At 36.6% G+C, this 14,106-nt stretch carries 17 protein-coding genes; 15 read left to right on the top strand and 2 right to left on the bottom strand.

Annotated features, from left to right (window positions below; translation table 11 throughout):
• Positions 1 to 110: 110 nt before the first annotated feature.
• The 13 genes from J2Z38_RS04795 to J2Z38_RS04735 all read left to right on the top strand — a co-directional run bounded on the left by J2Z38_RS04795 (position 111) and on the right by J2Z38_RS04735 (position 10,972).
• Positions 111 to 1,223: an ABC transporter ATP-binding protein gene (locus J2Z38_RS04795; protein WP_209773023.1), complete on the top strand. Its 1,113-nt coding sequence runs from the start codon at positions 111 to 113 to the stop codon at positions 1,221 to 1,223.
• Entirely contained in the window at positions 1,216 to 2,013 is a 798-nt protein-coding gene (locus J2Z38_RS04790; RefSeq protein WP_209773022.1) for an ABC transporter permease, read from the top strand. The genes J2Z38_RS04795 and J2Z38_RS04790 overlap by 8 nt, the downstream gene beginning before the upstream one ends.
• Positions 2,003 to 2,806: an ABC transporter permease gene (locus J2Z38_RS04785; RefSeq protein WP_209773021.1), complete on the top strand. Its 804-nt coding sequence runs from the start codon at positions 2,003 to 2,005 to the stop codon at positions 2,804 to 2,806. Before J2Z38_RS04790 ends, J2Z38_RS04785 begins: the two co-directional genes overlap by 11 nt.
• A complete protein-coding gene (locus J2Z38_RS04780; protein WP_209773018.1) occupies positions 2,790 to 3,869 on the top strand; it encodes an ABC transporter substrate-binding protein in 1,080 nt (359 codons plus the stop codon). Before J2Z38_RS04785 ends, J2Z38_RS04780 begins: the two co-directional genes overlap by 17 nt.
• 92 nt (positions 3,870 to 3,961) lie before the next feature.
• A complete protein-coding gene (locus J2Z38_RS04775) occupies positions 3,962 to 5,155 on the top strand; it encodes a M20 metallopeptidase family protein (protein WP_209773016.1) in 1,194 nt (397 codons plus the stop codon).
• A gap of 71 nt (positions 5,156 to 5,226) precedes the next feature.
• Positions 5,227 to 6,588: a Trk system potassium transporter TrkA gene (gene trkA, locus J2Z38_RS04770; RefSeq protein WP_209773014.1), complete on the top strand. Its 1,362-nt coding sequence runs from the start codon at positions 5,227 to 5,229 to the stop codon at positions 6,586 to 6,588.
• Between the two features lie 2 nt (positions 6,589 to 6,590).
• Positions 6,591 to 8,051, top strand: a complete 1,461-nt coding sequence (locus tag J2Z38_RS04765) for a TrkH family potassium uptake protein (protein WP_209773011.1) — start codon at positions 6,591 to 6,593, stop codon at positions 8,049 to 8,051.
• A 178-nt stretch (positions 8,052 to 8,229) separates the two neighbouring features.
• Entirely contained in the window at positions 8,230 to 8,670 is a 441-nt protein-coding gene (gene rplM / locus J2Z38_RS04760) for a 50S ribosomal protein L13 (RefSeq protein WP_209773008.1), read from the top strand.
• A gap of 10 nt (positions 8,671 to 8,680) precedes the next feature.
• Positions 8,681 to 9,073 (top strand): 30S ribosomal protein S9, encoded by a 393-nt coding sequence (rpsI, locus tag J2Z38_RS04755; protein WP_209773007.1) that lies wholly within the window; start codon positions 8,681 to 8,683, stop codon positions 9,071 to 9,073.
• A 60-nt stretch (positions 9,074 to 9,133) separates the two neighbouring features.
• A complete protein-coding gene (locus J2Z38_RS04750; protein ID WP_209773005.1) occupies positions 9,134 to 9,757 on the top strand; it encodes an epoxyqueuosine reductase QueH in 624 nt (207 codons plus the stop codon).
• A gap of 41 nt (positions 9,758 to 9,798) precedes the next feature.
• The gene (locus J2Z38_RS04745; RefSeq protein ID WP_209773004.1) at positions 9,799 to 10,104 is read left to right on the top strand and encodes a hypothetical protein; all 306 of its coding nucleotides are present in this window, start codon (positions 9,799 to 9,801) and stop codon (positions 10,102 to 10,104) included.
• Entirely contained in the window at positions 10,097 to 10,576 is a 480-nt protein-coding gene (locus tag J2Z38_RS04740) for a ferritin (protein ID WP_209773003.1), read from the top strand. The genes J2Z38_RS04745 and J2Z38_RS04740 overlap by 8 nt, the downstream gene beginning before the upstream one ends.
• 141 nt (positions 10,577 to 10,717) lie before the next feature.
• The gene (locus J2Z38_RS04735; RefSeq protein WP_209773002.1) at positions 10,718 to 10,972 is read left to right on the top strand and encodes a hypothetical protein; all 255 of its coding nucleotides are present in this window, start codon (positions 10,718 to 10,720) and stop codon (positions 10,970 to 10,972) included.
• A gap of 188 nt (positions 10,973 to 11,160) precedes the next feature.
• Here the strand turns inward: J2Z38_RS04735 and J2Z38_RS04730 are convergent, their stop codons facing one another.
• Together J2Z38_RS04730 and J2Z38_RS04725 are read right to left on the bottom strand one after the other, a co-directional pair.
• Positions 11,161 to 11,967, bottom strand: coding sequence for a Cof-type HAD-IIB family hydrolase (locus tag J2Z38_RS04730; RefSeq protein ID WP_209773001.1), 807 nt, complete (start codon positions 11,965 to 11,967; stop codon positions 11,161 to 11,163).
• An 8-nt stretch (positions 11,968 to 11,975) separates the two neighbouring features.
• Positions 11,976 to 12,212 carry a glutaredoxin family protein gene (locus J2Z38_RS04725; RefSeq protein ID WP_209772999.1) on the bottom strand — a complete coding sequence of 79 codons (237 nt, stop codon included), beginning with the start codon at positions 12,210 to 12,212 and terminating at the stop codon, positions 11,976 to 11,978.
• An 89-nt stretch (positions 12,213 to 12,301) separates the two neighbouring features.
• Between J2Z38_RS04725 and srtB the strand changes: the two genes are divergently transcribed.
• Entirely contained in the window at positions 12,302 to 13,084 is a 783-nt protein-coding gene (gene srtB, locus J2Z38_RS04720) for a class B sortase (protein WP_209772997.1), read from the top strand.
• The gene (locus J2Z38_RS04715; RefSeq protein ID WP_404800244.1) at positions 13,081 to 13,986 is read left to right on the top strand and encodes a DNA-3-methyladenine glycosylase family protein; all 906 of its coding nucleotides are present in this window, start codon (positions 13,081 to 13,083) and stop codon (positions 13,984 to 13,986) included. The genes srtB and J2Z38_RS04715 overlap by 4 nt, the downstream gene beginning before the upstream one ends.
• The last annotated feature ends 120 nt before the right edge of the window (positions 13,987 to 14,106 follow it).

The raw sequence follows: 14,106 nt of genomic DNA, 5'->3' as shown, positions 1-14,106 counted from the left end.
ATTTTTGGTGAAAAAAATTAATAAGTCTAAGAAGTTTTACAAATGCTTCTAATAATTGACATAAAAAGCGGTATACTTTTTATAATGAGAAAATGTTGGGGGGTTGTCAAATGGATAAAAATTTTGAAAAATATTCGGTAGTTCTTGACGGGGTTTCCAAGTCTTTTGGCGATGAGGAAGTCCTAAAATCTGTCGACCTAGAGCTTGAAAAAGGGAAATTTTATACCCTTTTAGGTCCTTCTGGTTGCGGCAAGACTACTATTTTAAATTTAATAGCAGGATTTTTGGAGCCGACAAGTGGCTCTGTTTACATAAATGGAAAAAATGTGGGAGATGTCCCAGCAAGTAAGAGGACTGTAAATACGGTTTTTCAAAACTATTCGCTTTTTCCTCACATGAATGTTTACGACAACGTGGCCTTTGGCCTTGAAATCAAAAAAACTGATAAGGCCATAATACAAAAAGAAGTTAAAAAAGCCCTTGCTATGGTAAACCTAGCTGGTTTTGAAAAGCGTGAGGTAAGCCAAATGTCTGGTGGGCAAAAGCAAAGGGTGGCTATTGCTCGTGCTATTGTCAATAAACCAGACGTTCTCCTTTTAGACGAGCCACTTTCAGCCCTTGATATGAAATTAAGAAAGTCCATGCAGGTCCTTCTTTCTGATATCCAGTGGGAGTTGGGGATTACCTTCGTTTTTGTAACCCACGACCAGGAAGAGGCCTTAGCTTTAAGCGACCATATTTTTGTTATGGATAAGGGGAAAATTGTCCAACAAGGACCACCAAAAGACATATACGATGAGCCAATTAACCGCTATGTTGCTCAGTTTATCGGCGAATCCAATATCCTAAAGGCTAAAATGGTAGATGACTACAAGGTAGAATTTGCGGGCAAGGTCTTTGATTGTTCTGACGCTGGTATTGCAAAGGGCGAAAGGGTAGAAGTCGTTATAAGACCTGAAGATATAGAGCTTGTCCCAGCCCAAGGCGCTGATATTGTGGTAAATATAGACAATATCCTTTATCGTGGGGTATTTAACGAACTTATAGCAATTGATAAGAGGAATTTTTCTTGGAAAATCCACACAACTAGGCGTTTTGAAGAGGGAGATGACATTGGAATCAAGATAGATCCTGATAATATCCACGTTATGAGATATGGCGAATCCGAAGAGGCCTTTGATAAGAGAATCGAAAAATATGCTACAGGAGAAAGCGATGGCTAAAAAATACCAAAAATTAACCTTTATTTACTATATTTGGATTTTAGTATTTATAATTGCGCCAATCCTCCTTTTGCTCTACCAGTCATTTTTTGATATTTATGGCAATTTTACCTTTGATAATTATATAGCCTATTTTACGAGCAAAAACTATATAATAATGACCCTAAATTCATTCTTGACAGCCTTTTTAATCACTTCCTTTACCCTTTTGTGGGCTTATCCTTTTTCATATTTTTTGACCAAGGCTAAGCACAAGGATTTGATTTTGCTCTTGGTAATTTTGCCAACCTGGATAAATCTAGTTCTTAAGGCATATGCCTTTATCGGACTTTTTAACAAAAACGGAACAATCGTAGGACTTTTGGGCCTAGCAAGCCAGGGTTTTCTTTTTACGAACCCAGCCTTCATCATGGTTGCATCTTATGTAGAACTTCCCTTTATGATCTTGCCTATATTTAGGTCCATAGATACAATTCCAAGGGAATATATAATCGCAAGCGAAGATTTGGGAGCGACTAAGTTCCAAACCTTTAGGAAGATAATTTTGCCTCTTTCAATGGATGGGGTTATAGCTGGTTTTCAAGCGGTTTTTATCCCATCCCTATCCCTATTTTTAATCACAAGGATAATCGGGGGCAATAAGATAATTACACTGGGAACAGCTGTCGAACAGCACTATCTAGTGACCCAAAACTGGGGCATGGGATCAACTATTGGCCTTGTCCTAATCGGAATCATGTTTGCAGTGATTTCATTTTTGAACAGGAGGGGGGACGTAAATGGAAAATAGATCAACTAAATTTTCAAATTTATTTTTGATTTTCGTTTTTGTAATTATGTACCTACCTCTGGGATATTTGATTTTTTATTCCTTCAATAGCGGCGGCAACATGAATACTTTCGAATCCTTCACTCTAGACCACTACTTGGCAGTTTTTTCTGATAAGAGGCTTATAAATATAGTTTTAAATACGCTTATTTTGGCCCTTTTGTCATCCTTAATTGCAAGTGTTATCGGTACTTTAGGTGCGATTTCGATTTATTATACAAAAAACAAAAAAATTAGGAAACGAATCCTGAGCTTAAATTCAGTTTTGATGGTCCTCCCAGACATCATGATGGGTGCGAGTTTCTTGATTTTATTTTCCATGTTAATAAAAATTCCTATGGGATTTTTGTCGGTCCTTTTGGCCCACATAGCTTTTTCAATCCCTATTGTAGTTTTAATGATCCTTCCAAGGCTCTATGCCCTTAATGAAGATATGATAAGGGCTGCCGAAGACTTGGGGGCAAATGATATGACTATCTTAAATAAGATAATTTTGCCAAATATCGCAAGCGGTATTTTTGCAGGCTTTTTTATGGCGTTGACTTATTCCCTAGATGATTTTGCGGTGACATTTTTCGTAACGGGTTCCGGTTTTTCGACCCTTTCTATAGAAATTTATTCTAGGGTGAGAACAGGAATTTCCCTTGAAATCAACGCCCTATCTGCCCTAATGTTTGCTATATCACTTATTATGGTGGTTATTTATTACATGATAGAAAGAAGGGAGGCAAAGAAATATGAACAAGGTTTATAAATTTGTCCTAGGGATTTTGACCCTAACCCTACTTCTAGTTTTTGGCAAGGAAAGATTAAATTCAAGCTCAAATGGGACCAATGATAAGGATATATATTTTTATAACTGGGGCGACTATGTAGATCCAGAAATCCTAAGCGATTTTGAAAAGGAAACTGGTTATAAGATAATCTATGAAACTTTCGATTCCAATGAGGCTATGATGGCTAAAATTGAACAAGGAAAGACCCACTACGACATTGCCTTCCCATCTGAATACACAGTTGAAATGATGAGAGAAAAGGGGCTTTTGGAAAAGCTAGACCACTCAAAAATCAAGGGACTAGATAACATTGACCAGAGATTTTTAGACCAGGTCTATGACCCTGGTAATGAATATTCAATTCCATATTTTTGGGGAACTTTTGGAATAATTTACAATAGTGAAAAATACAATCCAGAAGACCTTGATTCTTGGAAAAAACTTTGGGACCCTAAGTTTGAAGGGGAAATTCTTTGCTTCGATGGGGCCAGGGAAACATTAGGCATTGGACTTTTGACAGATGGCTATGATATAAATGAAAAAAATGAAAAAATTTTAAGAAAAGTCAAAAACGACCTTGTGCCTTTTATGAAGAATGTCAAGGCTCTTTTGGCGGATGAGATTAGGATGTATATGGCTAAAGAAGAGGCCGATATAGGAATTACCTTCTCTGGTGAGGCTGCAATAGCTGAAAGTATGAATGAAAATCTTTCCTATATTATCCCTAAGGAAGGGTCGAATATTTGGTTTGATACCATGGTTATACCAAAAACTAGCAAGAATAAAGAAGGGGCCTATGCCCTTATTAACTATCTTCTAAGGCCAGAAGTGGCTGCAAGAAATGCTGACTATATCAGGTATGCTACCCCAAATAAAAAAGCAATGGATTTAATCGACCCAGAATCCAGGGCAGACAAGACCATCTATCCAGATGACGACGTTATCGATAAATTGGCAGTTTTCAAACATCTCGGCAAGGAAACTACTATTTTGTACAATGACTTGTTTTTAGACTTAAAAATAGCCCCACAAGCAGATTAGCTAATAAGACTTGGTTAAGCAAAAATAATGCTTATTTATAACCAAGTCTTTTTGTTTGGGTATATATAAGTTAGAAAATGAAAGGAAGGGATATGACAGACATAATTAAACAATCAATTTTAGAAAATGAAGAAAAAATGATAGACGATAGAAGATATATGCACGCCCACCCAGAACTTGCTATGGAGGAGGTAAAGACAACTGCCTTTATCAAAAAAGAACTGGAGGCTATGGGCTTTGACCCAGTCGAAATTGACCCGACTGGTCTTATGGTTGAGATAAATCCAGAAAGCGATGGCAAAACTGTTCTCCTAAGGGCGGATATAGATGCCCTTCCAATAAAGGAAACAAATGATTTTGACTTTAAAAGTCAAACCGAAGGGCTAAGCCACGCTTGCGGGCACGATATCCATGCTGCCATGCTTTTAAACGCTACAAAAGCACTTTTGAAAGTAAAAGATGAATTAAATGGCAGGGTGAGGATAATTTTCCAACCTGGCGAAGAAACAGGCGAGGGTGGCAGGGCCGTTGTAAGTGGAGGCTACACCAAGGACGTTGATTCAGCCTTTGCCATTCACATCCACACAGGCTGGGATCTGGGCAAGGCCTCAACTGGTTATGGCGAAGTGATGGCAAATAACACCTTCTTTACAGTGAAATTTAAAGGCACATCTGCACATTCATCTACTCCTTATCAAGGAAATGACGCCATGCTTATGCTTGCGAACTTCATAAATGTAGCCTATGCTATACAGGCAAGAAAAATTGACAATGTTTTCCACCCAGTTGTATTAAACCTAGGAGTTGTAGAAGGCGGATCAGCAGCAAATGCAGTTGCAGCTGATATAAAACTCGATGGGTCTTTCAGGTCCTTTTCTAATGAGTCAGTTGACTTTATGGTAAGACAATTAGAAAAAGCAGCAAAACTTTCTGCAGAAATCTACGGTGGAAGTGCTGAATTTGATTACCATATGGGAGCTGGGGCTGTTATAAATGAGGAAAAGTCTACGGACCTATCTGTAAAAATCGCCAAGGAAATATTTGGCGAAGACAATGTTCAAACAGATTTAAAACTAGCAGGCTCTGAAGATTTTGGGTTTTATTTATCAGGCTACAAGGAAGTGCCAGGTGTGGCTGGAACCTATATGTTTATAGGCGGTAGGGACCCAGAAAATAAGGCGACCTACCCACAAAATCACGCCACAGACTTCAATCCAGATGAAAGGGCAATGAAATACGGGGCTGAACTTTTAGCTCGTTATGCCTACGATTATCTAGAGAAATAAGCAAATCTTATGGGGAAATTTATAAAAGCGGTAAGATATTAGTAGATTTTTAAAATTCCCAAGGAGCTTTAATGAAAATAATTATTTTGGGAGCCGGCAAAGTCGGCTCTTTTGTGACACAAGACCTATCAAATGAAGGTCATGATATAGTTGTAATCGATAGAGACAAGGAAGTTTTAGATGAACTTTTGGCAACCAACGACGTTATGGGCCTAGTTGGAGACGGCCGTGATGTTGAAGCCCTAATCGAGGCTGGGGCAGAAGATTGTGATCTTTTCATAGCCATCAGCCAATCTGACGATGTAAACCTAATTGCATCGACCTTTGCCAAAAATCTGGGAGCAAAGAATATAATTATAAGGATGAGGGAACCTCGCTATGTTAAGCATAGGAAATTTATAGGCCAGGTTACCGATGCCATGTCAATAGTAAACCCAGAATACATAGCAGCCAAGGACTTACAAAGGACCTTGAAATACTCCCATGCCCTTAATGTTGAGTCCTTCTTTAAAGACAGGGCAATCATGATGGAATTAGTTATAGAAGAAGGCTCTGCCCTTGATGGAAAGAAGCTTTCTGACCTAACTTCATATTCGGAAAACTACCACACCCTAATTGGTATTATAAACTCTGACGGAAAAGTAAATATACCTCACGGTTATGACGTCCTTAAAAGCGGGGATAAAATTTATGTCATAGGCGAAAAAGAAGATGTGGATATCTTCTACAGGTATGAACAGAAAGGTGCCTACGATATAAAAAACATCCTGGTAATAGGAGCTGGAAATATTTCTAAATACCTAGTTGGTCTTTTAATCGAAAGGGGCTTTAAGGTAACAGTCGTAGAAATTGACAGAAAAAAAGCCGAAGACATTAGCGAAATGCATGAAGAAGCGGTCGTTATTAACGCCGATGGTACAAGCCCAGAAGTCTTAGAAGAACTAAGGCTAAACCATTTTGATGCGCTTTTAGCCCTCACAGGTATAGATGAGGAAAATATTTTAATTTCCTTACTTGCTCAAAAATCTGGACTTGAGAAGGTAATTGCAAAAGTAAATAGGACAAAACTTTTGAAAATGACTGGAATTTTGGATAATGATACGACATTTGCGCCAAAAATGGCTGCATCAGATGTCATTAACAGGCGTGTAAGGTCTAAGGTAAATGCAAGAGGATCTTCTATTTCGTCCTTGTATAGATTAGAGGATGGGGCAGTTGAAGTAATAGAATTTAAGGCCATAGACCATTCCAAAATCCTTGACACTCCTCTAAAAGACCTAAATATCAGGGACGACAGCCTAGTTCTTGCTATAGACCACGGTCAGGTTGAGATAGAAATCCCAAATGGTAGGTCAAAAATAAACCTTGGCGACTCAGTCCTAGTAGCAACAACCAACCACAGCTTCAAGGTTTTAGATGATATATTGGAGTAAATATGAATCGTAAGGTTATAAATTACATCCTAGGTAGATTGCTCCAAGTGTTGGCCCTACTAATGTTGGTGCCATTAATGGTGGCATTTATCTACCGAGAAGGATTTTATGATAAATTATATTTTCTTATACCAATTTTAATAGCAAGCTTTACAGGAAGTATCTTAGTTAAAATCGGTGACGAACAAGGTCATATTTATACCAGGGAGGGTTTATTTACAACAGCTGCCGCTTGGGTCCTATTTTCTATAATTGGGGCTATACCCTTGTATTTGACACCGACAAATTATCCCACCTTTTTAGATGCCTTTTTTGAGATGGCCAGTGGTTTTACAACCTGTGGGGCATCTGTAGCAAATGATGTGGAATTACTTTCACATTCAATAATTATTTGGAGGTCCCTATCCCACTTGATTGGAGGTATGGGAATTTTGGTTTTCACCCTTGCTATACTTCCAAAATCAAACAAGGAATCATCAAGCCTCTTAAAAGCAGAAATGCCAGGACCATCTTTTGGAAAAATTGCTCCAAAACTTACTTATACAGCTAGAGTCTTATACATAATCTATCTCGTAATGACCCTAATAACTGTAATATTTTTACTTTTTGGCGGTATGGATTTGTTTGATTCGATAATTTATGCCATGGGAGCGGCAGGAACTGGAGGATTTGCCAACAAGGGATTATCAGTAGGATACTATGATTCTAGGTATATAGAAATTGTCCTTTCTGTTGCCATGCTCTTATTTGGAGTAAACTTCAATCTATACTACTTTGCCCTAATTAGGTCAGTTAGGGAAGGCTTTAAATCTGAAGAGCTTTATTGGTATTTTGGTATTGTAGCCCTTGCGACAGGCCTAATATTTTATAATATCAGAGACTATTATGGGGACCTTGTTTATACAGGAATCCAGTCTCTCTTTACGGTCTCGTCCATAATGACAACTACGGGCTATGTATCGGCAGACTACGGTTCTTGGCCGATGTTTTCTAGAAATATCTTAATTTTGTTAATGTTTATAGGAGCATCTGCTGGATCAACTGCAGGTGGTTTTAAGGTTTCAAGGTTTTTAATCCTTTTTAAATCTACAATCAACCACATCAAAAAAGTAATAAACCCAAAGAGAGTTACCATTACCAAGCTTGATGGAAAGAGGATGGACGATGACCTCGAAGAGGCGGTTAATAAGTATTTGGTCCTATATATACTTTTATTTATCCTCTTTATGATAATAGTTAGCCGTGATGTTGAGAATTTTGAATCGGCCTTTGCAGCTGTTGCCACAACTTACAACAACGTGGGACCTGGACTTAAAGATTTTGGGCCAGTATCTTCCTTTGCATCAATGGCACCAATTTCTAAATTCACCCTAACTTTGGCCATGCTATTTGGAAGGCTAGAGCTTTATCCAATGCTCTTGCTATTTTCTCCATATTCTTACAAAAGGATGGCAAAAAAATAAGAAAATCTTGACAAAAGCTTCAAAAGCAAGTATTATATATCAGTCGACTCAGACCTTCATAAGGAATCGAGACGATCGCATATCCTGGGAGCGATATAAAAATGCCAGGACGAGTACAGCCGCAAGCTACTAGTGCGGTGTCTAAATATAGTAGCCGAAAAAATTATAGGAGGATGAGATGAAACATCAAAAGACATGGACTGCGACTCCATCAAACATCGAAAGAAAATGGTATGTTGTTGATGCAGAAGGCATGGTTCTAGGTAGACTAGCTAGTCAAGTTGCAGCAATACTAAGAGGAAAGAACAAACCAACCTTTACTCCACACTTTGACACAGGAGATTATGTAATAGTAATCAACGCTGACAAGGTAGTGCTTACAGGAAACAAAGAAGATCAAAAAGAATACAAGAGATATTCTGGATACACAGGTGGTCTAAAAATCACTAAATTCAAAGATATGAAGGCTAAATATCCAGAAAGAATTGTTGAACATGCAATCGTAGGAATGCTTCCACACAACAAACTAGGTCGTGCTATGGCAAAGAAACTAAGAGTTTATGCTGGTAGCGACCACGGTCATGAAGCACAATTCCCAGAAGCTTTGGATCTTAAGTAAGGAGTAAAATATGGCAGGAAACATTATTCAATCAACTGGTAGAAGAAAAACCTCTGTTGCAAGAGTAACAATGGTACCAGGATCTGGAAATATAATCGTAAACGGAAAAGATTTAGATCAATATTTTGATTTTGAATCTCTTAAAATTATTGTAAGAAGCCCACTAACATTAACAGAAAACCTAACAAGCTATGACATTAGGGTAAATGTTAACGGTGGTGGATTTAATGGTCAAGCAGGAGCTATCAGACACGCTATCGCAAGAGCTTTAGTTGAAGCAAACCCTGACCTAAGAATTGCCCTAAAGAGAGCTGGTTTCTTAACACGTGATTCACGTAAAAAAGAAAGAAAGAAACCTGGTTTCAAAAAGGCAAGAAAATCTTCACAATTCTCAAAGAGATAATATACAAAGGCAAATCGCAGGAATTTTATTCTTGCGATTTTTTTGCTTGAAAGGTTTTATATGAACAAGATTAACTACAATAAGGTCATGGAAGATATTATAAAAAAACTTGATAAAAATGGCGAAAAACCAAAGCTCTTGCTCCAGGTTTGCTGTGGGCCTTGCTCAACTGAGGTTATAGAAAGGCTTAGGGACCATTTTGACATGGACCTATATTTTTATAATCCTATGATCTATCCAAGGGAAGAACTTAATAAGCGTGCTGAAAATTTAAAGATAGTGGCGGAGAAATCTCACTTTGGTGGACAAGTGATAATCCCATCTAATGATATGAAAGACTTTGACCATATCGCCCGAAAAAGAAAGGACGATAAGGAGTTTGGAGAGGCTTGCTATGATTGTTATAAGCTCAGGCTAAGAGAAACTGCAAGGCTTGCCAAGGAAAAATCCTATGATTATTTTACAACCAGCCTTTCAATTTCTCCTTACAAAAACGCCCAGTGGCTTAATGAAATAGGCGAAGAACTCGAAAAAGAATATGGGGTTAAATATCTTTTCGCTGACTTTAAGAAAAGGGACGGTTACAAAAAATCAATCGAGCTTTCCAAAGAATATGGGATTTATAGGCAAGAATATTGTGGCTGTATTTTTTCAAAAAAAGAGATGGAAGAAAATAATTGTTAAGTTTTTTGAAAAATGGGTATCTTTACTAATAGGAGATGGCTATGAAAGACTTACTTTTAATAAAAAAAATAAATCCTTTAGAAGAAAATGCAGAAGTTTTTCCCTTTAGCTTCCAGTTAGATGACAAATTAACTAAGAAGGAGGCAATGGAAATTTTTTGCGCCCTAAAATCAAAGGGTATAGTAACTGAGGATGAGTTTATGATTAAGGATAAGACTTTTACAGTTAAAATAAACTCCGAAAATACGACACAAGTAATAAAGGAGATTTTGGCCAGAAACTTAGAGATATACGGAGTGTATATCCCATACGGCGAGATGCTAGAAAAAGGAGAAATAAATGAGTAAAGTATTAGATTTATTAAATGAACAAATGAACTTTGAATATGAATCAGCTTATGTATATAAGGCAATGGCTGCTTATACAGATAGGCTTGAACTTGATGGAATCACCAACTGGTTTGATGAACAAGTTAAAGAAGAAATCGGACACGGTGAAGCAATGAAACATTTCCTTCAAGAAGTAGGATATGATGTTAGATATAAAGCAATTCCTGAACCACAATATGACTACGAAAGCCTAGTAGATGTATTTAAGGCTGCTCTTGCTCATGAACAAGAAGTCACAAGAAGAATTCACGAAATAGCAGAAGTTGCTAAAGATGAAGATCTTAGAGTATTTTCTTTCATCAAAGGCTTCATCGACGAACAAGTTGAAGAAGAAAATTCTGTAGGTAAAATCGTAACAAGACTTGAAAGAATCAACGGAAACTGGGGTGGAATCTACATCCTTGACCATGAACTTGGTTATAGAAAATAATTTTAGGGGAGCTAGGCTCCCTTTTTTTGTCCCTTACATATATTGAAATCGAACTTAAGATATAAAAAAATATTAAAAATAATATTAAGATACTTGACACAAAACTTAAGATATGTATAATATTATCAAAAGGAGTTCAATATGTTAACCTTACTTTTAATTATAGGGGCCTTTTTCATTGGCATCCCACTTATAAAATTAGTTTTTAAATTGATCTTAGGAGTCCTAGGTCTTACTCTTGGCCTTGTAAGCCTGCCATTTTTACTAATTGGTGGTCTTATAATCTTACCAATAGTAATTATCTTTGGTATCCTAACCCACCTTCTACCTCTAATTATCTTTGGGGGACTTATCTATTTTGGATATAGGTATATGACAAATAGGGATTATTATTAATATTTTGGATAAAAATAAGAGGCTGTTGCAAATTGTGAATAACTATCGTCCCATCAGCAGAGGGCTCTCTTAGAAAATTTTTTATATAGCCTGCCGGCTCATGGAGGCAAAATTTTCTAAGAGGTTCCTCTGGTGATATTGGGACGATTTATTCATTCTGCAACAGCCCCTTTTTCTTTGTAAATTTTCTATAAGTTTAAGACAAATTTTTCTATTGCTTCCCCAACTGCACCCTTGCTGTGATCAAGGCTTGTGACATAGTCGGCTGTTTGTTTTACTTGGAGTCTTGCGTTTTTTACTGCTACAGACCTGCCAGCTTCTTCTAGCATAGCCACGTCGTTGTAGTTATCACCAATGGCTAAGACATCTTTCATATCTATTCCATAATGGTCGCAGACTTTTTTTAGTGCTACGGCCTTATTTACGCCTTTGGCATTTATTTCCATATACATATTTGAAGAATAAGAAATCTCAAGGTCATAGTTAGTAAGTCTTGCTATATCAACTTCCAAAGCCTGGAGATGGTTCATATCTTCATTTTTGATTATTAGCTTGAGAATGGTTTCATCCTTTAGAAAATCAATATTGTCAGTATCTAATATATTAATATGCTTTTCTGCAACTATTGTATCGTCAGTTAAATTGATACCGTATTTTTTATCTAGGGTATATAGGTAAAAAGTGAGTTTGTTCTCGTAGGCATAGGAAAAAACATTTTTTGCATAGGCAAAGTCTAAGTCAACCACATCAATAATTTCCTTAGTCTTAACATTCATTATAACTGCGCCGTTACAACAAATTATATACCTATCATCAGCAATGACACCAGCTTGTTGTGGTATATCGAAAATTTCGTATGGGCCTCTGCCTGTTGCAAGTGTGACTATTAGGCCTTTTTCAATTGCTTGTTTAATAGCTTTTTTATTTCTTTCTGGTACTTTTTGGTCCTTACTTATTATGGTTTCATCAATATCAGATGCTATTAGTTTAATCATTTTTATCCTTATTTGTAATTTTCTTTTAGATATTCTATGATATCATCGGATTCATAGAGGTACTCGCCATCGTGGTAGAGGCAAGGAATTTGTCTCTTGCCGCCTTTTTCCATTAATTCCATCATGGCCTTGCGGTCTTCGTTTATATTTACTAGGGGAATATCTATATTATTTTCTTTCATGAAATCTTCAACTTTTTTACAAAATCTACATACTGTTCCTACATATAACTTGTAATCTTTCATAGGTCCTCCTTTTTTTTACAAAAAACTTTTATTTACTCTCTCTTATGGTATATTATACTAATGAAACGAAACTTTTTAAAGGTGGTAAAATGAAATCAAAAATAATGGCATTCATTAGATTTGTCCTAATTTTAATAATCCTAGCCTGCATTAGTATCTTAGGCAAGAGAGGTCTTGATTATTGGACAAACATGAAAAACAATAGATATATAGAGGACTTATCCAAACAAGCAGAAGCGGATGTGGATTCTAATGATTATGCAAATGTTCCAACAGAAGAAATCAAGGATCCCCTAGCTAGGCTTGAAAAAATCCACTTGACCTTATTAAAAAAATTAAAAGAGCAAAATTCTGATGTAATAGCAGTTTTAGAAATTCCTGGAACTGGGATAAAATACCCGATACTCCAAGGACCTGATAATGAATTCTACCTTAGAAAGGGCCTTAATAAGGAATACGACATAGCAGGTTCTATCTTTATGGATGTCTACAATTCAGCAGATATAAACGATGACAACTCTGTAATTTATGGTCACCATCTAGAGATTGACTCAATGTTTACTCCTCTAGACCAATTTAGGAAGCAAGAATTTGCCGAAAAAAATAGGACAATTTACCTAACTACAGAAGAAGGACTTAGGGAATATCTAATCTTTTCAGCCTATGGTACACCATCAAGCTCTGACTATAGGACCTTAGACTTTACCTATGATGGAGATAAGGTGCCTTACTTTAACAAACTTAGGTCAAATTCTGAAGTAAAACTTGATACCCGACCTTTTACAGATGATGACAAAATCATTACCCTATCAACATGCCAATATGATTATGAAGATCAAAGGCTAGCTATCCACGCTGTTAGGATTAAATAATGAGATACCAAACAAGTGAAAAGAGAAAATTAAATATAGAAGAGTCTCCTCGTGGTCTTATCCTCAGGGAAGACTCTTTTAAAGTTGACCATATTTTCGAATGTGGTCAATGTTTTAATTTTAGAAAAAATGACGACGGGTCATATACAGCCGTATTTTTGGGAAAAATTATAAACCTTCTTGAATGCGACGGCTATACCCTAATTAGAAATGTAAGTCTTGATGAATTTTACGAAATTTTTTATGATTACTTTGACCTAGGCACAGATTATGGAATGATAAAAGAAGCCTTGTCAGAATCAGAAATTCTAAATAAGGCCACAGGCTATGGATACGGCATTAGGATTTTAAACCAAGAATTATTTGAAACTACAATTTCATTTATAATTTCAGCCAACAATCAAATTCCAAGGATAAAAAAAGCTGTCAGGATAATTTCTGAAAGGTACGGAGATTATCTGGGAGAATATATGGGAGAAGAATATTATTCCTTCCCAAGTCCGGAAGTTTTAGCAAAGGTTGACCCAATAGATTTAAGGGAACATGCCAGAGTTGGTTTTCGTGATGTAAGGATAGTTGAAACTGCAAAGGCCTTTGTGGATGGATACTTAAATTTTGAAGATGAAAAAAATCTTACAGACAAGGCCCTCCACAACAAATTAAAAGAGCTCCCAGGCATTGGCCCAAAGGTTGCGGATTGCATCATGCTTTTTGCCTACCATAGGAGGGAGACATTCCCTGTTGATGTGTGGATTAAAAGGGTGATGGAAACACTTTTTATCGGCAAGGAAGTACCAAAAAAACAAGTAGACGACTATGCCAGAGAAATATTCGGAGACCTTGCAGGTTATGCCCAACAATACCTATTTTATTATGGAAGAGAAAATGCTATAGGAAAGTAAAATCAAATTTAATACCAATAAAAGATGAAGGTTAGAATAGTTAATACTATTTGAGGACTTCATCTTTTTTTGTTTAGAAATTTTTCTTAATTATTTTAAAAATATTTTGGGAATTATTTT

It is taken from the genome of Anaerococcus degeneri (assembly GCF_017874475.1).
Classification (GTDB): Bacteria; Bacillota; Clostridia; order Tissierellales; family Peptoniphilaceae; genus Anaerococcus; species Anaerococcus degeneri.
This window is presented reverse-complemented; position numbering and strand designations above follow the sequence as displayed.